Source organism: Pseudomonas sp. DWP2-2, assembly GCF_049897065.1.
GTDB classification, from domain to species: domain Bacteria; phylum Pseudomonadota; class Gammaproteobacteria; order Pseudomonadales; family Pseudomonadaceae; genus Aquipseudomonas; species Aquipseudomonas paracarnis.
The window spans coordinates 317,157-337,698 of record NZ_JAFCVN010000005.1 but is presented as its reverse complement, the minus strand read 5'-3'; the positions used below and the strand labels follow the sequence as shown (position 1 = coordinate 337,698).

Annotated in this window: 21 protein-coding genes and 1 pseudogene; 8 read left to right on the top strand and 14 right to left on the bottom strand. The window is 60.1% G+C overall.

Going from position 1 to position 20,542, the window contains the following annotated elements; all coding sequences use genetic code 11:
• Nucleotides 1-984 (bottom strand): tonB-system energizer ExbB, encoded by a 984-nt coding sequence (exbB, locus tag ACP7CZ_RS14295; RefSeq protein ID WP_181124482.1) that lies wholly within the window; start codon nt 982-984, stop codon nt 1-3.
• 188 nt (nt 985-1,172) lie between these two features.
• Here exbB and ACP7CZ_RS14290 point away from each other — a divergent pair, with 188 nt between their 5' ends.
• Nucleotides 1,173-2,024 carry an SDR family oxidoreductase gene (locus ACP7CZ_RS14290; protein ID WP_060763898.1) on the top strand — a complete coding sequence of 284 codons (852 nt, stop codon included), beginning with the start codon at nt 1,173-1,175 and terminating at the stop codon, nt 2,022-2,024.
• Between the two features lie 126 nt (nt 2,025-2,150).
• Here the strand turns inward: ACP7CZ_RS14290 and ACP7CZ_RS14285 are convergent, their stop codons facing one another.
• From ACP7CZ_RS14285 to ACP7CZ_RS14260, 6 genes are all read right to left on the bottom strand, one after another.
• Nucleotides 2,151-2,891 (bottom strand): hypothetical protein, encoded by a 741-nt coding sequence (locus ACP7CZ_RS14285; RefSeq protein ID WP_060763899.1) that lies wholly within the window; start codon nt 2,889-2,891, stop codon nt 2,151-2,153.
• A gap of 56 nt (nt 2,892-2,947) precedes the next feature.
• On the bottom strand, nt 2,948-3,328 hold the full coding sequence (locus ACP7CZ_RS14280) for a RidA family protein (RefSeq protein ID WP_003176922.1): 381 nt from the start codon (nt 3,326-3,328) through the stop codon (nt 2,948-2,950).
• A 24-nt stretch (nt 3,329-3,352) separates the two neighbouring features.
• Nucleotides 3,353-5,458 carry a bifunctional GTP diphosphokinase/guanosine-3',5'-bis pyrophosphate 3'-pyrophosphohydrolase gene (gene spoT / locus ACP7CZ_RS14275; RefSeq protein WP_003195510.1) on the bottom strand — a complete coding sequence of 702 codons (2,106 nt, stop codon included), beginning with the start codon at nt 5,456-5,458 and terminating at the stop codon, nt 3,353-3,355.
• Between the two features lie 60 nt (nt 5,459-5,518).
• On the bottom strand, nt 5,519-5,782 hold the full coding sequence (gene rpoZ / locus ACP7CZ_RS14270) for a DNA-directed RNA polymerase subunit omega (RefSeq protein ID WP_003195508.1): 264 nt from the start codon (nt 5,780-5,782) through the stop codon (nt 5,519-5,521).
• Nucleotides 5,783-5,949: 167 nt separating this feature from the next.
• Nucleotides 5,950-6,570 carry a guanylate kinase gene (gene gmk / locus ACP7CZ_RS14265; RefSeq protein WP_019818119.1) on the bottom strand — a complete coding sequence of 207 codons (621 nt, stop codon included), beginning with the start codon at nt 6,568-6,570 and terminating at the stop codon, nt 5,950-5,952.
• Nucleotides 6,571-6,580: 10 nt separating this feature from the next.
• On the bottom strand, nt 6,581-7,444 hold the full coding sequence (locus ACP7CZ_RS14260) for a YicC/YloC family endoribonuclease (protein ID WP_003195504.1): 864 nt from the start codon (nt 7,442-7,444) through the stop codon (nt 6,581-6,583).
• 217 nt (nt 7,445-7,661) lie between these two features.
• Here ACP7CZ_RS14260 and rph point away from each other — a divergent pair, with 217 nt between their 5' ends.
• Nucleotides 7,662-8,384 carry a ribonuclease PH gene (rph, locus tag ACP7CZ_RS14255; RefSeq protein WP_003195497.1) on the top strand — a complete coding sequence of 241 codons (723 nt, stop codon included), beginning with the start codon at nt 7,662-7,664 and terminating at the stop codon, nt 8,382-8,384.
• Between the two features lie 21 nt (nt 8,385-8,405).
• Nucleotides 8,406-8,774 (top strand): DUF4870 domain-containing protein, encoded by a 369-nt coding sequence (locus ACP7CZ_RS14250; protein WP_003195495.1) that lies wholly within the window; start codon nt 8,406-8,408, stop codon nt 8,772-8,774.
• A 59-nt stretch (nt 8,775-8,833) separates the two neighbouring features.
• Here the strand turns inward: ACP7CZ_RS14250 and ACP7CZ_RS14245 are convergent, their stop codons facing one another.
• A complete protein-coding gene (locus ACP7CZ_RS14245) occupies nt 8,834-9,613 on the bottom strand; it encodes an exodeoxyribonuclease III (RefSeq protein ID WP_003195493.1) in 780 nt (259 codons plus the stop codon).
• An 82-nt stretch (nt 9,614-9,695) separates the two neighbouring features.
• Between ACP7CZ_RS14245 and pyrE the strand changes: the two genes are divergently transcribed.
• Nucleotides 9,696-10,340 (top strand): orotate phosphoribosyltransferase, encoded by a 645-nt coding sequence (gene pyrE, locus ACP7CZ_RS14240; protein WP_034129093.1) that lies wholly within the window; start codon nt 9,696-9,698, stop codon nt 10,338-10,340.
• A 165-nt stretch (nt 10,341-10,505) separates the two neighbouring features.
• Here pyrE and argB read toward each other — a convergent pair whose 3' ends face one another.
• From argB to coaBC, 4 genes and pseudogenes are all read right to left on the bottom strand, one after another.
• Nucleotides 10,506-11,411 (bottom strand): acetylglutamate kinase, encoded by a 906-nt coding sequence (gene argB / locus ACP7CZ_RS14235; protein WP_003213275.1) that lies wholly within the window; start codon nt 11,409-11,411, stop codon nt 10,506-10,508.
• A 19-nt stretch (nt 11,412-11,430) separates the two neighbouring features.
• A pseudogene (locus tag ACP7CZ_RS14230) lies at nt 11,431-12,837 on the bottom strand (phosphomannomutase/phosphoglucomutase); the annotation flags it as partial.
• A 254-nt stretch (nt 12,838-13,091) separates the two neighbouring features.
• Entirely contained in the window at nt 13,092-13,547 is a 456-nt protein-coding gene (dut, locus tag ACP7CZ_RS14225) for a dUTP diphosphatase (RefSeq protein WP_034129254.1), read from the bottom strand.
• A gap of 5 nt (nt 13,548-13,552) precedes the next feature.
• Nucleotides 13,553-14,761 (bottom strand): bifunctional phosphopantothenoylcysteine decarboxylase/phosphopantothenate--cysteine ligase CoaBC, encoded by a 1,209-nt coding sequence (gene coaBC / locus ACP7CZ_RS14220; protein ID WP_181124484.1) that lies wholly within the window; start codon nt 14,759-14,761, stop codon nt 13,553-13,555.
• Nucleotides 14,762-14,903: 142 nt separating this feature from the next.
• Here coaBC and radC point away from each other — a divergent pair, with 142 nt between their 5' ends.
• The gene (gene radC / locus ACP7CZ_RS14215) at nt 14,904-15,578 is read left to right on the top strand and encodes a RadC family protein (RefSeq protein WP_072445639.1); all 675 of its coding nucleotides are present in this window, start codon (nt 14,904-14,906) and stop codon (nt 15,576-15,578) included.
• Between the two features lie 130 nt (nt 15,579-15,708).
• Here radC and ACP7CZ_RS14210 read toward each other — a convergent pair whose 3' ends face one another.
• Nucleotides 15,709-17,301 carry an ABC transporter substrate-binding protein gene (locus ACP7CZ_RS14210; protein WP_294192154.1) on the bottom strand — a complete coding sequence of 531 codons (1,593 nt, stop codon included), beginning with the start codon at nt 17,299-17,301 and terminating at the stop codon, nt 15,709-15,711.
• A 457-nt stretch (nt 17,302-17,758) separates the two neighbouring features.
• Between ACP7CZ_RS14210 and rpmB the strand changes: the two genes are divergently transcribed.
• Nucleotides 17,759-17,992, top strand: a complete 234-nt coding sequence (gene rpmB, locus ACP7CZ_RS14205) for a 50S ribosomal protein L28 (protein ID WP_003176907.1) — start codon at nt 17,759-17,761, stop codon at nt 17,990-17,992.
• Between the two features lie 11 nt (nt 17,993-18,003).
• Nucleotides 18,004-18,159 (top strand): 50S ribosomal protein L33, encoded by a 156-nt coding sequence (gene rpmG, locus ACP7CZ_RS14200; protein ID WP_003176906.1) that lies wholly within the window; start codon nt 18,004-18,006, stop codon nt 18,157-18,159.
• Between the two features lie 149 nt (nt 18,160-18,308).
• Here rpmG and ACP7CZ_RS14195 read toward each other — a convergent pair whose 3' ends face one another.
• Nucleotides 18,309-18,671, bottom strand: a complete 363-nt coding sequence (locus tag ACP7CZ_RS14195; protein ID WP_014720478.1) for a cupin domain-containing protein — start codon at nt 18,669-18,671, stop codon at nt 18,309-18,311.
• A 230-nt stretch (nt 18,672-18,901) separates the two neighbouring features.
• Here ACP7CZ_RS14195 and ACP7CZ_RS14190 point away from each other — a divergent pair, with 230 nt between their 5' ends.
• Nucleotides 18,902-20,395, top strand: coding sequence for an aldehyde dehydrogenase (locus ACP7CZ_RS14190; protein WP_003195472.1), 1,494 nt, complete (start codon nt 18,902-18,904; stop codon nt 20,393-20,395).
• Nucleotides 20,396-20,542: the final 147 nt, after the last annotated feature.

Here is a 20,542-nt window from a genome sequence, read left to right as displayed (position 1 = left end):
TTACCCCACTTTCACCATGTGCGGTTGCGAGCTGCGCTCGGTAGGCAGGTGATCGAGGTCACGGCTGACGAGCAACAGGACTTCTGCCGACGCATCCGATACCTGAGCCTTGTAGCCGGCGATCGAACGGGCGAAGACGTTGTAGATGACCACCGCAGGAATTGCGGCAACCAGGCCCAGGGCGGTAGCCAGCAGAGCTTCGGCGATGCCGGGGGCGACGACGGCGAGGTTGGTGGTCTGGGTTTTGGCGATACCGATGAAGCTGTTCATGATGCCCCACACGGTACCGAACAGGCCGACGAAGGGTGCGGTGGAACCGATGGTAGCGAGTACGCCGGTGCCGCTGCTCATGTTACGGCCGCAGGCGGCAACCAGGCGCTCCAGGCGGAAGCTGACGCGCTCCTTGATGCCTTCTTTTTCACGGGTGTTGGCCGACAGGCGCATTTCTTCGAGTGCGTCGTGCACCAGCAGGTTAGCCAGGGTGCCCTTCTTGGTCGCGGTTTCGCTCGCTTCCTTGAGGGTGGTGGCTTTTTTCAGGTGGACGATTTCAGCGCGCAGACGACGCTTGGCGCCCAACAGCTCGAAGCCTTTGGCAATCCAGATGGTCCAGGTGATGATCGAGGCAATGGCCAGGCCGATCATTACGGCTTTCACCACCACGTCAGCATTCTGGTACATGCCCCATGGCGACAAGTCGTGGGCCATGCCCAGGGTGTTGTCTTCTTCCAGCACCACGCCGGTTTCGTCGGCAGGTGCGGCGGCGCCGGCGGCCTGGGCCGGGTCGGTGGCCACTGGCGCGACGGCAGGCGTTGCCGCAGTAGCGGCATTTTGCTCGGCAGCTGCCGGAGCGGCTGGGGCAGTGGCGTCAGCGAATGCGGCGGTCGGTGCCAGCAGTACGCTGAACAGCATCGCAGCAATCGCACGCCAGGCGCGGGAGGGGCTGTGAAGCTTGGTTGGCGAAGCGGAGTTTGTATGACGTGTCATGCTGGCCGGACCTGAGAGAAAAAATGGGTGATCGTCCTTCCAGACCATTTAGGGTCGAGGACAAATGGGCGGTTATTATTGCAAGTAATTCTTGTTAACTAAAGTGGCACTGTTACTTTATTTCGCTTTTTACTGGCCGTTGATCCACTCGCGCGGCTAATCTGCGCCTTTGAGAATGGAGTTTTATGATGTCTGCGCCTTCTGTTGTGATTGCCGGTTGCGGTGATGTGGGTAGTCGGCTGGCTAGCCAATTGCTGGCCTCGGAATGGGAGGTTCACGGCCTGCGCCGCGATATTTCACGCTTGCCCGACGGTGTGATCGGCATTGCCGGCGATCTGTTCAAAAAGGATTGCCCGGACACCTGGCCGATCGGCGGGGTGGATTATCTGGTGTACTGCGCCGCTGCCACCGACCACGACGAGGCCGGCTATCGCGCCGCCTACGTGCAAGGGTTGCAGCATGTGTTGGAGTGGTTGGAAGACTACGGCCAGACGCCCAAGCATTTGCTGTTTGTCTCCAGCAGCAGTGTGTATGGGCAGCAAAACGGCGAGTGGGTCGACGAAACGTCCGAGACGCAAGCGAAGGGCTATTCCGGGCAGGTGATGCTGGAAGCTGAACAGGTGGCGCTCAACAGCGGTATTCCAGCGACCATCGTGCGACTGACCGGGATTTACGGCCCGGGTCGGGAATGGCTGCTCACTCAGGTTCGCCAAGGCTATCGCGTAGCGGTTGACCCGCCGTTGTATGGCAACCGTATCCACGCCGATGACGCCGCGGGCCTGCTCGCCTTCTTGCTGCGACATGTGGAAAAGGGCGGTTCGCTGGACAAGGTTTATATCGGCGTTGACGATGCGCCGGCACCACTGGCCGAGGTGGTGGCCTGGTTGCGCGAGTACCTGGGTGTGACCGAATGGGCCGAGGACGCCAGTGTGCGGCGTGCGGGGAGCAAGCAGTGCAGTAATGCACGTATCAAGGCGCTTGGCTGGACGCCGACATACCCGACTTACCGGGAAGGCTATGCGGCGATTCTGAAAGGCTGAAGCGCGGCAAAAAATGTGGGAGCTGGCTTGCCTGCGATAGCGGTATATCAATCACATCTTTGTTGAATGTAATACCGTCATCGCAGTCAAGCCAGCTCCAACATTTGGATTTGGGCGAGGCTTTTATTACTTTTCAAGCAACCATTGGCGAGGGCCTGGCGTAAACGAAGGCACTTCATCGGCCTGCGCGGTATTGATCGCCTGGAAGATCTCCAGTTGTTTACCCTTGCGCGTGAAGATCCATGGGTTGCCCTGGCCGTCCAGTTGCAGCCAGATGCTGTCGTAGCCGCCGCTCATGGAGGCGCAATCGCCTGCCAGGCAGAGTGAATAGCGATCAACCCCCGGCAGGCCGGCGACCTTGCCGTCTGCCTGGAACTGCACCGTGGCACCGCTGCCGGTGCCGTCGCTGATCTTCCAGTCGCCGCCCATATAGGCCGCATACAACGCGCGCTCGAAGGTGGCGCCCAGTGGCGCGCCTTCCGGTGCGGGTTCTTTGGCGCGGGCAAACAACTGTTCGGGCTCATTGTCGTTGGCCACTTGCAGCAGTTGCTTGCCTTTGCGCTTGAGTTCGGTGGCTGAGCTGCCATAGAAGTCCACGCTCCACGCGCCGGGCTTTTCACCCGACAACTTGCCTTCCGCCACTTCAAAACCGTTGTAGTAGCGCGCCTGCAAAGCCTTGGTGTTGACCTCCCACTCGAGGTTGGGGCCATAGGACTGCAGGGCTTCACGCAAAGGGCCGCCCTTGGCTGCCGCGTCGATGGCGGCCTGGTTGATCCAGGTACCGCTTACATCCAGGTCGGCGGGGTTGCTGGCACAGCCGCCGAGCAACAGGGCGAGCAACGAGGAGGCTACAAGCGCTTTGCGCATTACGAAATCCTTCTGAAACGAAGTCGGCGCAGCCTGTTTGGGCTGCGCCGGGTGTTTTACTCGATGACCAGAATGGCGTCCATCTCAACCTGTGCGCCCTTTGGCAGGGCGGCGACGCCGATGGCGGCGCGGGCTGGGTAAGGTTGTTCGAAGTACTTGCCCATGATCTCGTTGACCTTGGCAAAGTGGCTGAGGTCGGTGAGGAAGATGTTCAGCTTGACGATGTCCTTGAACGAACCACCGGCAGCTTCAGCCACGGACTTGAGGTTTTCAAAGACCTGCACGGTCTGGGCTTCGAAGCCTTCAACCAGTTCCATGGTCTTTGGGTCCAGCGGGATCTGGCCGGACATGTAGACGGTGTTGCCCGCCTTGATCGCCTGGGAATAAGTGCCGATGGCGGCTGGAGCTTTATCGCTGGTGATAACTGTCTTGGTCATGAATGACTCCTTGTAATGGATCGGTTATGCACGCATGCGGGTGATGCGGATCACACCGGTCAAGGCGCGCAACTTTTTGATCACGCGGGCCAGGTGCACGCGGTCGTGCACGCTGACCACCAGTTGGACCACGCTGATGCGACCATCGCGTTCGTCCATGCTGATTTTCTCGATATTGCCGTCGGCGGCGTTGACGCTGCTGGCCAGCAGGGCGATGAGGCCGCGCTGGTGTTCCAGCTCCACTCGCAGTTCGACGTTGAATTCGCCGGTGACATCTTTGGCCCACGAGAGCTGGATGCATTTTTCCGGGTTGTGGCGGATTTCGGTGATGTTGCGGCAGTTGTCCAGGTGCACCACCATGCCTTTGCCGGCGGACAAGTGGCCAACAATCGGGTCGCCCGGGATCGGCGTGCAACATTTGGCGTAGCTGAGCACCAGGCCCTCGGTGCCGCGAATCGCCAGTGGGCCTTCGGGGCTCGGCAACTGTTCGCCTTCGCCCAGCAGGCGGCGCGCAACCACGTAGGCCATGCGGTTGCCCAGGCCGATATCTTCCAACAGGTCTTCGATGGTTTCCTGGCGGTACTCGTGGAGCATCGCTTGCACGCGCTCTTGCGGAATCTTGTCCAGGGCGCTGTCGAAGCCGTTGAGCACCTTGTTCAGCAGGCGTTCGCCCAGGCTGATGGATTCGGAGCGGCGCTGCAATTTCAGCGCGTGGCGAATATGCGTACGTGCCTTGCCGGTGACCACAAAGTTGAGCCAGGCCGGGTTCGGGCGAGCGCCCGGTGCGCTGACGATCTCCACCGTGGAACCGCTTTGCAGCGGTTCGGACAGCGGTGCCAGGCGCCGGTTGATGCGACAGGCGATGCAGCTGTTGCCGACATCGGTGTGCACCGCGTAGGCAAAGTCGACCGCCGTGGAGCCTTTGGGCAGCTCCATGATCCGGCCTTTGGGCGTGAACACGTAGACCTCGTCCGGGAACAGGTCGATCTTCACGCTTTCGATAAATTCCAGGGAGTTGCCGGCACGTTGCTGCATTTCCAGCACGCCCTTGACCCACTGGCGCGCACGGGCATGGGTGCCTTTGGGCTGCTCGTCGCCGCTGGACTTGTACAGCCAGTGGGCGGCAATGCCGTTGTTGGCCATTTCTTCCATTTCGCGGGTGCGGATCTGGATCTCGATCGGCACGCCGTGCATGCCAAACAGAGTGGTATGCAGCGACTGGTAGCCGTTGGCCTTGGGAATTGCGATGTAGTCCTTGAAGCGGCCCGGCAGGGGCTTGTACAAATTATGTACAGCGCCCAGTACGCGATAGCAGGTATCGACCTTGTCGACGATGATCCGGAACGCATAGACGTCCATGATCTCGTTGAAGGCCCGACGCTTGCCGCGCATCTTTTTGTAGATGCCGTAGATGTGCTTCTGCCGGCCGCTGACCTCGCCCTCGATTTCGTCAATCGCCAGGCAATGGCTCAGGGACTCTTCGATCTTGTTGACGATTTCCTTGCGGTTGCCCCGTGCGCGCTTCACCGCCTGGTAGATGCGCGCCGAACGCATGGGGTGCATGGCTTTAAAGCCCAGGTCTTCGAATTCGATACGAATGGCGTGCATGCCCAGCCGGTTGGCGATGGGCGCATAGATTTCCAGGGTTTCCTTGGCGATGCGCCGGCGCTTTTCGCCGGACAGCACTTCCAGCGTGCGCATGTTGTGCAGCCGGTCGGCCAGCTTGACCAGGATCACCCGAATGTCTCGGGCCATGGCCATGGCCATCTTCTGGAAGTTTTCCGCCTGGGCTTCGGCCTTGGTCTCGAAGTTCATCTGGGTCAGCTTGCTGACCCCATCGACCAGTTCGGCCACGGTTTCGCCAAATTGCGCACTGAGCGCTTCCTTGGCAATGCCGGTGTCTTCGATCACGTCATGCAGCATCGCGGCCATCAGGCTCTGATGGTCCATGTGCATGTCGGCAAGAATATTGGCCACCGCAAGAGGATGGGTGACATACGCCTCGCCGCTACGTCGGCGTTGGCCGTCGTGGGCTTGTTCGGCGTAGAAATACGCTCGGCGAACCAGGTTGACCTGGTCTGCGCCGAGGTAGGCCGATAAGCGATCGGCGAGGGCGTCTATGCTCGGCAAAGTGTGAACTCCTGCCGATGGCTGTGACCCCGCGCCGTGCTACGTCGACCAGGCATAGGCTTAGACGTCCTCGTTGGACTCGCCTTCGAACGCTGCAAACAGCGGTTCGTCTTCAACGATTTCGGCGTTGGCGATGAACTCGTAGCTCATCAGGCCTTCAGCGATTTCACGCAGGGCTACAACGGTAGGCTTGTCGTTTTCCCACTGGACCAGAGGCTCTTTGCCGCCAGTGGCCAGTTGACGGGCACGCTTGGTAGAGAGCATGACCAGCTCAAAGCGGTTATCCACGTGTTCTAGGCAGTCTTCAACGGTTACGCGGGCCATGGTATTCCTCGGAGCGAATGCAAGATGCGCGCTGCCCGGTTGGGCGAGCGGACTGAGCAGTTTAAAAAATCACCAGCGTTTAGGGAAGCGCTGATTTTTCGCAGGCCTTCGCAAAACCGCTACAAGTGCCAATGTAAGGCCCTTGCAGCTGTTTTGGGAAGAGTCAATCAGCCGAGCAATTCGGCGAGTAATTTGCCGAAACGCTGCTGTTGGCGCTTTTGCTGCAGTTGGTTGGCGCGGAAAATCGCCTTCAAATCATCCAGGGCGTGGGTAAAGTCGTCATTGATGATCAGGTAGTCGTAGTCGACGTAGTGGCTCATTTCGCTGACGGCTTCACGCATGCGGCCCTCGATGATCTCATCGCTGTCCTGGCCGCGGTTGGTCAGGCGTTGGTGCAGGGCTTGGAGCGATGGCGGCAGGATGAAGATGGAGCGCGCCTTGGGCATCAGCTGGCGCACTTGCTCGGCGCCCTGCCAGTCGATCTCCAGGATCAGGTCGTGGCCTTCGTCCAGGGTCTGTTGCAGGTGGCTCTGCGAGGTGCCGTAGAGGTTGCCGAACACTTCGGCGCGCTCCAGGAAGTCACCGTGTTCGATCATCTTGACGAACTCGGTACGCTCGACGAAGTGATAGTGCACGCCGTCCACTTCGCCCGGGCGCATGGCGCGGGTGGTGTGCGAGACCGAAATGCGGATCTGCTCGTCAGCGTCGGTCAAGGCCTTGACCAGGCTGCTCTTGCCCGCGCCCGAAGGGGCGGAAATGATGTAAAGGGTGCCGGTGCTGTGGGTCATGGAGGGTGCCTTACTCAATATTCTGTACTTGTTCGCGCATTTGCTCGATCAACACTTTGAGGTTGACCGCCGCCGTGGTGCTGCGCGGGTCGAACGCTTTGGAGCCCAGTGTATTGGCTTCGCGGTTGAGTTCCTGCATCAGGAAGTCCAGGCGCCGACCGGCGGCACCGCCGGACTTGAGTACGCGGCGCACTTCAAGGATATGGGTGCTCAGGCGGTCGAGTTCTTCGGCCACGTCGCTCTTCTGCGCGAGCAGGACCATTTCCTGTTCCAGGCGCGTCGGATCGAGGTCGGCCTTCATGTCGGTGAAGCGGTCGAGGACCTTCTGGCGCTGGGTGGCGAGCATCTGCGGTACCAATTCGCGCAGGGTCACTACGTCGGCTTCGATCGATGTCAGCCGCTCGTTGATCAGGCGCGCCAGTTCGGCGCCTTCGCGTTCACGGCCGGCCTTGAGCTCCTTCAGGCCCTGGTTGAACAGGGCGAGGGCTTCGGCATTCAAGGCCTGTGGGTCTGCCGCGTCGGCCACCAGCACGCCGGGCCAGGCCAATACTTCCAGAGGGTTCAATGCGGCTGGCTGTTTGATCAGGCCGGCGATGGTTTCGGCCGCGGCCACCAGTTGGGCGGCGCGGTCTCGGTCGACCTGCAGCGGCTTGCCGGTGGTTTCTTCGGTAAAGCGCAGAGTGCATTCCAGCTTGCCGCGGGAGATGCCCTGGCGCAGCGCTTCACGAACCGCGCCTTCAAGGTCGCGGAACGACTCCGGCAGGCGCAGGTGCGGCTCCAGGTAACGGCTGTTGACCGAGCGCAGTTCCCAGCTGAGGGTGCCTTGGGCCCCGGCTTTTTCGACACGGGCGAAGGCGGTCATGCTGTGCACCATGGAGGTACCTCGCGATGCAGTCCCGCAAATACGGGCTGATGGGTAAATTGAAGCCGACAGGCTGCGAAGGCGCAGGAGTGTAGCGCAGTGGGGCGGGTGCGCCAAAACAATGGCCGATCGCCTGACCATTCGTAACCGAATTTTTTAGAAGTGCCTCGAACCGGCTTGCGGCTCTATAATGCTCGGCAGTTTTTCGTCCTCAGTACAGGTATCCCCTATGAAACGTCCAAGTGGTCGCGCTGCCGATCAGCTCCGCTCGATCCGCATCACCCGCAACTACACCAAACACGCCGAGGGATCCGTACTGGTCGAGTTTGGCGATACCAAGGTCATCTGCACTGTCAGCGTCGAAAACGGCGTGCCGCGCTTCCTCAAGGGCCAGGGCCAGGGTTGGTTGACCGCTGAATACGGCATGCTGCCGCGCGCCACTGGCGAGCGTAACCAGCGTGAAGCCAGCCGTGGCAAGCAAGGCGGGCGTACCCTGGAAATCCAGCGCCTGATCGGCCGCTCCCTGCGTGCCGCCCTGGATATGTCCAAGCTGGGTGACGTCACCCTCTACGTCGACTGCGACGTGATCCAGGCTGACGGCGGTACCCGCACGGCGTCCATCACCGGCGCCATGGTGGCCCTGGTCGACGCTTTGAAAGTCATCAAGAAGCGTGGCGGCCTGAAAGCGGGTGACCCGCTCAAGCAGATGATCGCCGCTGTGTCTGTTGGCATGTACCAGGGCGAGCCTGTGCTGGACCTCGACTACCTGGAAGACTCGGCCGCCGAGACCGACCTCAACGTGGTCATGACCAGCACCGGTGGTTTCATCGAAGTGCAGGGCACTGCCGAAGGCGCGCCATTCCAGCCGGCTGAGCTGAACGCCATGCTGGCCTTGGCCCAGAAAGGCATGACCGAAATCTTTGAATTGCAGAACGCCGCGCTGGCTGACTGAGCCGGCCCAAGGAGAAACGCCATGAATGACAGCCAGTTGCCGGTTCCGGCACCGTCCAAGGAAGTACGCCAGTGGGCAATGTTGTGTCATTTTGCGGCATTCCTGGGGTTGGTATTTCCCTTCGGCAGCTTGCTGGGGCCGTTGATCCTGTGGCAGTTCAAGAAGGACATGGACCCGCTCATCGATGACCAGGGCAAGGAGGCGCTGAATTTCCAGATCACCGTGGCGATCGCCTGGCTGGTGTGCCTGTTGCTGGGCTTCGTGGTCGTTGGCTTCTTGCTGATGACCGTGCTGGTGATCGGGGCGTTGATACTGACGATCATCGCCGGTATCAAGGCCAACAAAGGCATTGCCTATCGCTATCCGTGGACCTGGCGCCTGGTCAAGTAACCGGGCGGCCACAAAAAAACCGACATCACTGTCGGTTTTTTTGTGCCTGGAAAAAGACCTCAGATGGTCAATGTCCAGTCGTAGTCCACGATCAGCGGCGCGTGCTGCGAGAAGCGCGGCTGGCGCGGCAGGCGTGCACTGCGTACGAACCGGCGCAGACCTGGGGTCAGCAGCTGATAGTCGAAACGCCAGCCCAGGTTGAGCATCTCAGCCTGTTCGTTATCTGGCCACCAGCTGTACTGGTCGCCTTCGCGGCTGACTTCACGCAGGGCATCGACATAGCCCATGTTGCCGACAATCTCGTCCATCCAGGCGCGTTCTGGCGCCAGGAAGCCCGGGGATTGCTGGCTGTCGCGCCAGTTCTTGATATCCAGCTTCTGTTGCGCCACGTACAGCGAGCCACAATAAATGTACTCGCGACGTTTGCGTCGCTGTTTATCCAGGTAACGGGCGAAATCGTCCATTAGCTTGAATTTCTGGTTCAAGTCTTCATCGCCGTTCTGCCCGGAAGGAAGCAGCAAGGTCGCGATGCTGACCTTGTCGAAATCGGCTTGCAGGTAACGCCCGTAGCGGTCGGCTGTCTCGAAGCCGAGGCCGCTGATGACCGCCTTGGGTTGCAACCGCGAGTACAAAGCCACGCCACCTTGGGTGGGCACTTCGGCATCGCAGGCATAAAGGAAGTAGCCATCCAGTTGGAAGGCTGGGTCGTCCAGTTCAAAGGCGGAGGCACGGGTGTCCTGCAGGCAGATGACGTCGGCATTCTGTGCTTGCAGCCAACTGAGCAAACCACGCTCGACTGCAGCCTGAATACCATTAACGTTCACACTGATGATCCGCATAAATGGCCCCAAAAATCGCGTGCGTGTATGATACACGCCGTCCACCCAATTAGCTAAATCCGTGGTATCTGAGGCTTTTTTCATGCAGGCGTATCAGCGCGATTTCATTCGTTTTGCCATCGATCGCGGCGTTTTACGCTTCGGTGAGTTCACCCTCAAGTCCGGGCGCACCAGCCCGTACTTCTTCAATGCGGGCCTGTTCAACTCAGGTTCGGCCCTGGCTCAGCTGGGCCGTTTCTATGCGGCAGCCATCGTTGAGAGCGGTATTTCCTTCGACGTACTCTTTGGCCCGGCCTACAAGGGTATTCCCCTGGCAGCGGCGACGGCGATAGCCCTGGCGGAGCATCACGGGCAGGACTTGCCGTGGTGTTTCAACCGTAAGGAAGCCAAGGCCCATGGTGAAGGTGGCAGCCTGGTAGGCGCGCCATTGACCGGCGATGTGCTGATCATCGATGACGTGATCACCGCGGGTACTGCTATCCGTGAAGTGATGCAGATCATCGCTTCCCAGGACGGCGCCAAGGCTGCCGGTGTGCTGATCGCCTTGAACCGCCAGGAGCGTGGCAACGGTGAATTGTCGGCGATCCAGGAAGTGGAGCGTGACTTCGGCATTCCGGTGGTGAGCATCGTGTCGTTGAACCAGGTGTTGCAGTTCCTGGAAGACGACCCGCAGCTCAAGCAACATTTGCCGGCTGTGCGTGCATACCGCGAGCAGTTCGGCGTCTGACACTGAATCCTGTGGGAGTGGGCTTGCCCGCGATAGCGGTGTGTCAGGCGGTGCATTTTTGCATGTACTGTCGTCATCGCAGGCAAGCCAGCTCCCACATTTGAACTGTGTACAAACAAAGGCCCCGCTCAATTCAATTGAGCGGGGCCTTTTGCTTTGCAGCGATCAAGGGCGCTTGCGGTTACTGATCAACGTACCGACACCGGTATCGGTGAAGATTTCCAACAGTATTGCATTTGGCACGCGGCCATCCAGGATCAGCGAGCTGCCGACGCCGCCCTGCACGGCTTCCAGTGCGCAACGGATCTTCGGCAACATGCCGCCGTAGATGGTGCCGTCGGCGATCAGGTCGTCTACCTGCTGGGTAGTCAAGCCGGTCAGTACCTTGCCTTCCTTGTCCATCAAGCCGGCGATGTTGGTCAGCAGCATCAGTTTCTCAGCCTTCAGTGCTTCCGCCACCTTACCGGCTACCAGATCGGCGTTGATGTTATAGGACTCGCCATTAGCACCCACGCCGATCGGCGCAATTACCGGGATGAAGTCGCCCTTGACCAGCAGGTTGAGCAAATCGGTGTTGATGCCGATGACTTCGCCCACCTGGCCGATGTCGATGATTTCCGGCTGGGTCATCTCCGGCGTCTTGCGGGTCACGGTCAGTTTCTTGGCGCGGATCAGTTCCGCATCCTTGCCGGTCAGGCCGATGGCGCTGCCGCCGTGGCGGTTGATCAGGTTGACGATGTCTTTGTTGACCTGGCCGCCGAGCACCATTTCCACCACGTCCATGGTTTGCGCGTCAGTGACACGCATGCCATCGATGAAGTGACTCTCGATCGACAAACGCTTGAGCAGGTCGCCAATTTGCGGGCCGCCGCCGTGGACGACCACGGGGTTGATCCCCACAGCCTTCATCAGCACGATGTCGCGGGCAAAGCCGGTTTTCAGCTCATCGCTTTCCATGGCATTGCCGCCGTACTTGATCACCAGCGTCTTGCCGACGTAGCGTCGAATGTAAGGCAACGCTTCGGACAGGACCTTGGCGGTGTTGGCAGCGGCTTCGCGTTCGAGGGTCATTCAGGGCTCCGGGCAAAAATCAGAACGGTAATTGGAGATCAGGGGCAACACGTTTCAACTGGGCGTGGAACACGTCCTTGATGCGCTGCAACTCAGCCTCGGTATCCGCCTCGAAACGCAGGACCAGCACCGGTGTGGTGTTGGACGCGCGAACCAGGCCCCAGCCTTTGGCGTAATCGACTCGCACACCATCAATGGTGGTCAGGTTGGCGCCTTCACCCCATTGCGCATCGTGCAATGCGTCAATGATGCTGAATTTGCTCTCCTCGGTCACATGGATATTGATCTCTGGCGTAGAAATATCATTCGGGAAGGTCTGAAACAGCTCTTCGGCCGTGGATTTCTCCTTGCTGAGGATCTCCAGCAGGCGAGCGGCACTGTAGATACCATCGTCAAACCCGAACCAACGTTCTTTGAAGAACACGTGACCGCTCATTTCACCGGCCAACAGCGCGCCGGTTTCCTTCATTTTCTTTTTGATCAACGAGTGACCGGTCTTCCACATTAGCGGGCGACCACCGTATTCCTTGATCAATGGCGTCAGGCGACGAGTGCATTTCACATCGAAGATGATCTCGGCGTTGGCATTGCGCGCAACCACGTCTCGAGCAAACAGCATCAACAGGCGGTCCGGGAACACGATCTCGCCGGTTTCGGTCACCACGCCCACACGGTCGCCGTCGCCATCGAAGGCCAGGCCGACGTCGGCGCCCACTTCCTTGACCTTGGCAATCAGGTCTACCAGGTTTTCCGGCTTGCCTGGGTCCGGGTGATGGTTGGGGAAGTTGCCGTCCACTTCGCAGAACAGTGGGATCACTTCGCAGTTCAGGGCTTCGAGCAATTGCGGGGCAATCACACCCGCTGCGCCGTTGCCGCAGTCCACCACGACTTTCAAGCGGCGGGCGAGCTTGACGTCGCGAGTGATTTCATCGGAGTAGCGCTGGAGGATATCGACCTTGGTGATGCTGCCGGTGCCGCTGGTCAAGTCGTTGGTCTTCAGGCGGGTGTGAAGGGCCTGGATCTGTTCATTGGCGAGGGTGTCGCCAGCGATGACGATCTTGAAGCCGTTGTAATCCGACGGATTGTGGCTGCCGGTGAGCATGACCCCGGATTTGCCCGCCAGTACGTTGGCGGCGTAGTACAGCGCGGGGGTTGGCACCAGGCCGACGTCGCTGACATGGCAGCCGCTGTCAGCCAGGCCCTGGATGAGTTGCTCGACCAACTCCGGGCCGGACAAGCGGCCGTCACGGCCTACCGAGACGTTGGGTTCGCCTTGGGCCAGGCTCTGGGAGCCGATGGCGCGGCCGATCCAGTAGGCGGTTTCGGCGGTCAGGGTCTTGGGGACCACACCACGGATGTCATAGGCGCGAAAAATGCTGTCGGGAAAGGTCGGGGCTACGCGGGCTGCGGTACTCATCGCGGGGGAAACTCCATCTGAAAGGGGGCAAGGCGGGCCTGATGTGGCTGGCCGGCAGGCTCAAACTGAAGGGTATGACGGCGTTTTCGGCAGAGAGTTCGTGGTGTAAAAATGCCATCGGCGCTTCGGCGCTAGCATTATTTTTACGTAGTCCCTTGATTTCATTAAAGAAATCTCGATGATTATTTCCGCGCATTCTTCATCCTGAAAAGCCGGGCGGCGGTGCGTGGCCGGACGATTGCGCCCGGCCACGTTCAGCTTAGTCAGTGACTGCCGGAATGCCCAAAACCGCCTGCACCACGTTGGGTTTCGTCGAATTCCTGTACCAATTCGAAATGCGCCTGCACCACCGGCACCAATACCAACTGGGCAATGCGCTCGCCGACGGCGATGTTGAAAGCAGTCTGGCCACGGTTCCAGCACGACACCATCAACTCGCCCTGGTAGTCGGAATCGATCAGGCCGACCAGGTTGCCTAGCACGATGCCATGTTTATGGCCCAAGCCGGAGCGCGGCAGGATCAGCGCCGCCAGGCCAGGATCGCCGACATAGATCGACAAGCCAGTGGGAATCAGGATGGTCTGGCCCGGCTCAAGGACGGTGTCTTGCTTGAGCATGGCGCGTAGGTCCAGGCCGGCGGAGCCCGGCGTGGCGTAGGCCGGCAGAGGGAATTCGCTGCCGAGGCGTGGGTCGAGAATCTTGGCTTGCAAAGCGTGCATGGACATTAAACCTGGTTCAGCCGTTGGGCGATAAAAGAGATCAGTTGGCGGGCAATCTTGCCCTTGCTGGTCTGGGCGAAAAGGGTGGCGTGCAGTTCACGGTCGATCACGCTGCACGCATTTTCCTCGCTGTTGAAGCCGATGCTCGGGTTGGCGACATCATTGGCAACGATCAGGTCGAGGTTTTTGTCTTTCAGTTTGCGTGCGGCGTAGTCCAGCAGGTGCTCGGTCTCGGCTGCGAAGCCGACGCTGAACGGACGGTCCGCACGGGTAGCGATGGTGGCCAGGATGTCCGGGTTACGCACCATTTGCAGGAGCAGGCCGTCGCCGCTCGTAGGGTCTTTCTTGAGCTTCTGCGGGGCCACGACCTCGGGTCGGTAATCCGCAACCGCTGCCGAGGCGATAAACAGGTCGCAGGGAATGGCGGCTTCGCAGGCCGCCAACATGTCCCGGGCGCTGACTACGTCGATACGCGTAACGCGATCAGGGGTCGGCAAATGTACCGGGCCGGTTATCAGTGTGACCCGTGCGCCTGCCTCGACCGCAGCTTCTGCCAACGCGAAGCCCATTTTTCCTGAGCTATGGTTGGTGATGTAGCGCACCGGGTCGATGTTTTCCTGGGTCGGGCCGGCGGTGATCAGCACGTGCTTGCCGGTCAGGGCCAGATGCTGGAAGCACTCGGCGGCGCACTGCGCCAGGTCGGTGGCTTCGAGCATGCGGCCCAGGCCGACGTCGCCGCAGGCCTGGCTGCCGGAAGCCGGGCCGAACACCTTGAGGCCGCGGGTTTGCAGGAGTTGGGTATTGGTCTGGGTGGCCGGATCGCGCCACATGGCCTGGTTCATGGCCGGTGCGATAGCGACGGTGGCGTCGGTGGCCAATACCAGGGTGGTGAGCAGGTCATCGGCAATGCCCTGGGCCAGGCGGGCGATCAGGTCGGCAGTGGCCGGGGCTATCAGCACCAGGTCGGCCCATTTGGCCAGTTCGATATGGCCCATGGCGGCTTCTGCGGCCGGGTCCAGCAGGTCGAGGTGAACCGGGTGGCCGGACAACGCTTGCATGGTCAGCGGGGTGATGAACTCACTGCCACCACGGGTCATGACCACGCGCACTTCGGCGCCCTGGTCCAGGAGCCTGCGAACCAACTCTGCGCTCTTGTAGGCGGCAATGCCGCCGCCGACGCCGAGAACGATGCGTTTCCGATACAGACGCTGCATTGGTTTGCCTTTCCAGTTCAGTGATGCCAGTTCAATGACACCTGCGATGACCCCTCCCCAGGTGAAATCGCAGGCAAAAAAGAGGGCCCTACGATAACACAGCGCCCGCCGGGCAACAGCGGAGCAGATACAGGGAGGTGGGATGAGTATTCGTGATTGGCCCGTGGCAGAGCGTCCACGGGAGAAGTTATTGGAAGGCGGCGCGGCGAGCCTGTCCGATGCCGAGCTGTTGGCGATCTTCCTGCGTACGGGGGTGGCCGGCCGAAGTGCGGTGGATCTGGCGCGCCATCTGTTGGCCCAATTCGGTGGCCTGCGCCCGTTACTGGAGGCCAGCCAGACGTTGTTCAGCCAGCATCTGGGGCTGGGGCCGGCGAAGTTTGCCCAGTTGCAGGCGGTGCTTGAGATGTCCCGGCGCCACCTGGCCGAGCGCTTGCGGGCTGACTCTGTGCTGGAAAGCCCGCTGGCCGTGCGCGAGTACCTCAAGGCACTGCTGCGCCATGAGCCCCATGAGATCTTCGGCTGCCTGTTCCTGGACTCCAAGCATCGGGTGCTAGGGTTCGAGGTCATGTCCCAAGGCACGATCGACGCTGCGATTGTCTACCCGCGACAGGTGGTCAAGCGCGCCTTGGCGTACAACTCGGCGGCATTGATCCTGTGTCATAACCATCCGTCGGGAAGCACGGAGCCCAGCGCGGCTGATCGAAAATTGACCAAGCTGCTGCAAAAGGCGCTGGACGTGGTGGATGTGCGGGTGCTGGACCACATCATCGTGGGCGATGGTGACCCGCTGTCGATGGCTGAATACGGTTGGCTGTAACGGCCCTGCCTCTGTAGGAGCGAGCTTGCTCGCGAAAAACCAGAGGGCCCCCGTGGGGTGTCAGGTTTTTCCGCGTCATCGTTGACGATTTTCGCGAGCAAGCTCGCTCCTACAGGTGGGGGGTTGTGCCTTAGGGCTTGAGGCTGACTTTCGAATAGTCCTGGCGCCCGAACGGGCTTACCAAGTACCCCTGGATGTTCTTGCGGGTCAAGGCAAACGCCGTCGGATGCGCCAGTGGCAGCCACAGCGCCTGTTGCTGGATCTGCGCCTGGGCCTGCTGATACAGCTTGCTGCGCACACCTTGCTCACTGGTGGTTTTGCCCGCGCTGATCAACTTATCCAGGGTGGGGTCGCAATAGCGGGCAAAGTTGGTGCCGGACTTCACCGCTGCGCATGAGAACTGCGGCGTCAGGAAGTTATCCGGGTCGCCGTTGTCGCCGGCCCAGCCCATGAACAGCAAGTCGTGCTCGCCGGCCTTGGCGCGGCGGATCAACTCGCCCCATTCGATCACGCGAATCTCGGCCTGGATGCCAACCTTGGCCAGGTCGGCCTGCAACAGTTGGGCGCCGAGGTTCGGGTTGGGGTTCAGCAGGCTGCCCGTAGGGCGGGTCCATATTGTGGTCTTGAAGCCGTCCTTGAGCCCGGCGCGGCCCAGCAGCGCCTTGGCTTTGGCGAGGTCCTGCGGGTAGCCTGGCAACTCCTTGGCATAGCTCCAAGTGTTCGGCGGGTAGACACCGTTGGCTGCTTCGGCGGTGCCTTCGAACACGGCCTTGAGGTAGCTGCCCTTATCAAAGGCCAGGTTGATCGCCTGGCGCACTTCGGGCTTGTCCAGCGGTGGGTGCTGGCTGTTGATGGCGACGAACGCGGTCATGAAGGCGGCGGTTTTTTCCACCTTCAGCGCCGCGTCTTTTTCGGCCTCGCCCACATCCAGGGGCTTGGGTGACAGGGCGATCTGGCATTCATCGCGGTGCAGCTTCTGCAGGCGTACGTTGGCGTCCGGGGTGATGGCGAAAATCAGGTTGTCCACCGCCGGTTTGCCGGCGAAGTAGTCCGGGTTGGCCTTGTAACGCACCACGGCATCTTTCTGGAAACGCACGAACACAAACGGGCCGGTGCCGATTGGCTGGCTGTTGAGCTTCTCGGGTGTGCCGGCCTTGAGCAATTTATCGGCATATTCAGCCGGATAGATCGACGCAAAGCCCATGCTCAGTGCTGGGAGGAAGGTGGAATCGGCATGGTCGAGGGTGAAGCGTACGGTCAGTGGGTCAAGGGCGTCGATTTTCTTGACCAGTGCCGGCAATTGCAGGGACTGGGCGTGAGGAAAGCCGCTCTGGGCGATCTTGTGCCACGGGTTGGCCGGGTCGAGCATGCGCTCGAAGCTGAAGCGTACATCTTCGGCCGTCAGGGTGCGGCTTGGGCTGAAATAGCTGGTGCGATGGAATTTCACATCGGGGTGCAGTTTGAAGGTGTACGTCAGCCCATCGGGCGACACTTCCCAGCTATCTGCAAGGCTCGGTACCAACTTGCCACTGGCCGCGTCGAATTCCACCAAACGGTTCATCAGCACGTCGGCCGAGGCGTTGGTGGTGGTCAGTGAGTTGTACTGCACCACATCGAACCCTTCGGGGCTGGCCTCGGTGCATACGCTCAAGTTGGTGGCCGCAACGGCCATCGGCGCAATAAAGAGAGGGGCAAGCAATAGCGGTAGGGCAGCGAGGCGCATATTCGGTTTCCTGTGCAGATCGAAGGCCCATCTGCGAGTGCAGTCTGGAAAAAGCCTACCGTAGAGGTCTGATTGATAAATGACTAGCCCATTTTTGCCTGTGCTTTTGGCCAAAATGCTGTTTTGATGGCGCCTCAGCGTGTTTCGCCGTGCACTTCCCTGTGACCGCAGACGTTGTAAATCATTCTGTGCGACGAGCGGTCGGCTGTTACAGCGGCCCCTCCTGGCAGCGGTTCAGGCACTTGTGGCCAAGATTTACGCTGCTAAAAGTACACAGGTTGTTGTTGCACTGGGGTCTTTCTGGTATAAAGCAGCGCTCTTTTCTAGGGGCCCGGTTCCTTCACTGTAGGTGTAGCCGGTAAGACCCTAAAGAAACGCGGCGCCTGGCGCCAAATGACTGAGAGATTAAGCGGCCAACCCATGCCGGGTTGGGCATGTGGTTTTAGAGGGCTGAGGCATGTCGAGAGTCTGTCAAGTTACCGGTAAGGGTCCGGTGACTGGGAATAACATTTCCCACGCAAATAACAAAACCCGTCGTCGTTTCCTGCCGAACCTGCAGCATCACCGCTTCTGGGTTGAAGAAGAGAAACGTTTTGTTCGCCTGCGTGTATCTGCTAAAGGCATGCGTATTATCGACAAGCGTGGCATCACTGTCGTGCTGGCCGAAATCCGCGCCGCTGGCAAGATCTAAGGAGCTCTATCATGCGTGAATTGATTCGAATGATCTCTAGCGCCGGTACTGGTCACTTCTACACTACCGACAAGAACAAGCGTACTACCCCGGACAAGCTCGAAAAGAAAATGTTCGACCCGCGCGTTCGCAAGCACGTGATCTACAAAGAAGGCAAAATCAAGTAATTGATTTTCTTCCTTGTGAAAAAAAGCCCGTATCTCACGATGCGGGCTTTTTTTTGCCTGATCGTTCCCACGCTCTGCTGATCGTTCCCACGCTCTGCGTGGGAATGCCGTCTCGGACGCTCAGCGTCCCGTTGTCGATCAATCAATGATCAGGCTTTCTCTTCAAACACCACGTAGATCTTGCGGCACGCTTCCAGCACTTCCCAGGTACCACTGAAACCGGCAGGGATCACAAAGCGGTCGCCGGCCCGCAGTGTCTTGGCATTCCCCTCGGCATCGCGCAACACCGACACGCCTTGCACGATCTCGCAGTACTCATGCTCGGTGTAATTGACCTTCCACTGGCCCACTTCACCTTCCCAGACGCCCGCGTTCATCTGGCCGCATGGGCTGTTGTAGTGGTTGTAGAGTGTCTGTTCGGGGTCGCCCTTGAGGATTTTCTCGGCGGCAGGGCGGTAGCGTTCGGGGGCGGTGTTGGCTTGGCTGAAATCGACGATGTCCTGGATGCTCATGTGCATTTCCCGTCTGGCCTGCAGTTGGAGAGCCCAAAGTCTATGTTTATTAAAATGAACATCGCAAGGGCGTTTGCCGCCGTTATGTCAAATATATTGAAACATCCCCAGCCGCTGGTTTAGGGTGGCAGCTGCCTTGAGCCGAACAGCAGGCTGGCCGGGCAAGCATTCGTGATGGCGCCGGGATAAACCTCCCAGGCCCTTGTATTCAATAAGAGGAGGACACTCGCATGACCACCCTGACCCGTGCCGACTGGGAACAACGCGCCAAGGCTCTGAAAATCGAAGGCCGCGCCTATATCAATGGCGAATACACCGCCGCCGTTTCCGGTGACACCTTCGAATGCATCAGCCCGGTGGATGGGCGCTTGCTGGCCACTGTCGCCAGCTGTGATGCCAGCGATGCCCAGCGCGCCGTGGAAAATGCGCGTGCCACTTTCAATTCCGGCGTGTGGTCGCGCCTGGCACCAGCCAAGCGCAAGTCCGTCATGATCCGTTTCGCCGCGCTGCTCAAGGCTAACGCCGAAGAGCTGGCGCTGCTCGAAACCCTGGACATGGGCAAACCCATCAGCGATTCCCTGAACATCGACGTCCCCGGCGCGGCGCAAGCCCTGAGCTGGAGCGGCGAGGCGATCGACAAGATCTACGATGAAGTCGCCGCCACGCCCCACGATCAACTGGGCCTGGTGACCCGCGAGCCCGTCGGCGTCGTTGGCGCCATCGTGCCGTGGAACTTCCCGTTGATGATGGCCTGCTGGAAACTCGGCCCGGCGCTGTCTACCGGCAACTCTGTCATCCTGAAGCCGTCCGAAAAATCCCCGCTCACCGCCATCCGCATCGCCGCGTTGGCCGTTGAGGCTGGTATTCCAAAAGGCGTGTTCAACGTGCTGCCTGGCTATGGCCACACGGTAGGTAATGCGCTGGCGGTGCATATGGACGTCGATACCCTGGTGTTCACGGGCTCGACCAAGATCGCCAAGCAACTGTTGATCCGCTCCGGCGAATCGAACATGAAGCGTGTCTGGCTGGAGGCTGGCGGCAAGAGCCCGAACATCGTGTTTGCCGACGCGCCGAACCTGCAAGCGGCGGCCGAATCCGCCGCCAGCGCCATTGCCTTCAACCAGGGCGAAGTCTGCACTGCCGGCTCGCGCCTGCTGGTCGAGCGTTCGATCAAAGACACCTTCCTGCCGCTGGTGATCGAGGCCCTCAAGGGCTGGAAACCCGGCAATCCACTGGACCCAGCCACCACTGTGGGTGCATTGGTGGATACGCAGCAGATGAACACCGTGCTTTCGTACATTGAAGCCGGCCACGCCGACGGCGCCAAGCTGGTCGCGGGTGGCAAGCGCACCCTGGAAGAGTCCGGCGGCACCTACGTCGAGCCGACGATTTTCGACGGCGTGACCAATGCCATGAAGATCGCCCAGGAAGAGATCTTTGGCCCGGTCCTGTCGGTGATCACTTTCGACAGCGCCGAAGAAGCCATCGCCATCGCCAACGACACCCAATACGGCCTGGCTGCGGCGGTGTGGACGGCGGACATCTCCAAGGCACACTTGACGGCCAAGGCTCTGCGCGCCGGCAGCGTGTGGGTTAACCAGTACGATGGCGGCGACATGACTGCACCGTTCGGTGGTTTCAAGCAGTCGGGTAATGGCCGCGACAAGTCGCTGCATGCATTCGACAAGTACACCGAGCTGAAGGCGACCTGGATCAAGCTCTAAGCAACACTGCTGATCCCCCTGTAGGAGCGAGCTTGCTCGCGAAGAACCTGAAGGCGCCGCGTTTATCCAGCATGAACGCGTCATCGTTAACGTTTTTCGCGAGCAAGCTCGCTCCTACAGTCGTTTTGCGAAGCAGAATTATTCACA

Coding starts and splice junctions, on each gene's coding strand:
- pyrE (WP_034129093.1), top strand. CDS start 9,696: ATGCAGGCGTATCAGCGCGATTTCATTCGTTTTGCCATCGATCGCGGC.
- rpoZ (WP_003195508.1), bottom strand. CDS start 5,782: ATGGCCCGCGTAACCGTTGAAGACTGCCTAGAACACGTGGATAACCGC.
- gmk (WP_019818119.1), bottom strand. CDS start 6,570: ATGACCCACAGCACCGGCACCCTTTACATCATTTCCGCCCCTTCGGGC.
- rph (WP_003195497.1), top strand. CDS start 7,662: ATGAAACGTCCAAGTGGTCGCGCTGCCGATCAGCTCCGCTCGATCCGC.
- radC (WP_072445639.1), top strand. CDS start 14,904: ATGAGTATTCGTGATTGGCCCGTGGCAGAGCGTCCACGGGAGAAGTTA.
- coaBC (WP_181124484.1), bottom strand. CDS start 14,761: ATGCAGCGTCTGTATCGGAAACGCATCGTTCTCGGCGTCGGCGGCGGC.
- rpmB (WP_003176907.1), top strand. CDS start 17,759: ATGTCGAGAGTCTGTCAAGTTACCGGTAAGGGTCCGGTGACTGGGAAT.
- argB (WP_003213275.1), bottom strand. CDS start 11,411: ATGACCCTCGAACGCGAAGCCGCTGCCAACACCGCCAAGGTCCTGTCC.
- ACP7CZ_RS14285 (WP_060763899.1), bottom strand. CDS start 2,891: ATGCGCAAAGCGCTTGTAGCCTCCTCGTTGCTCGCCCTGTTGCTCGGC.
- rpmG (WP_003176906.1), top strand. CDS start 18,004: ATGCGTGAATTGATTCGAATGATCTCTAGCGCCGGTACTGGTCACTTC.
- ACP7CZ_RS14260 (WP_003195504.1), bottom strand. CDS start 7,444: ATGGTGCACAGCATGACCGCCTTCGCCCGTGTCGAAAAAGCCGGGGCC.
- exbB (WP_181124482.1), bottom strand. CDS start 984: ATGACACGTCATACAAACTCCGCTTCGCCAACCAAGCTTCACAGCCCC.
- ACP7CZ_RS14290 (WP_060763898.1), top strand. CDS start 1,173: ATGTCTGCGCCTTCTGTTGTGATTGCCGGTTGCGGTGATGTGGGTAGT.
- ACP7CZ_RS14210 (WP_294192154.1), bottom strand. CDS start 17,301: ATGCGCCTCGCTGCCCTACCGCTATTGCTTGCCCCTCTCTTTATTGCG.
- dut (WP_034129254.1), bottom strand. CDS start 13,547: ATGCACGCTTTGCAAGCCAAGATTCTCGACCCACGCCTCGGCAGCGAA.
- ACP7CZ_RS14245 (WP_003195493.1), bottom strand. CDS start 9,613: ATGCGGATCATCAGTGTGAACGTTAATGGTATTCAGGCTGCAGTCGAG.
- ACP7CZ_RS14195 (WP_014720478.1), bottom strand. CDS start 18,671: ATGAGCATCCAGGACATCGTCGATTTCAGCCAAGCCAACACCGCCCCC.
- ACP7CZ_RS14250 (WP_003195495.1), top strand. CDS start 8,406: ATGAATGACAGCCAGTTGCCGGTTCCGGCACCGTCCAAGGAAGTACGC.
- ACP7CZ_RS14190 (WP_003195472.1), top strand. CDS start 18,902: ATGACCACCCTGACCCGTGCCGACTGGGAACAACGCGCCAAGGCTCTG.
- ACP7CZ_RS14280 (WP_003176922.1), bottom strand. CDS start 3,328: ATGACCAAGACAGTTATCACCAGCGATAAAGCTCCAGCCGCCATCGGC.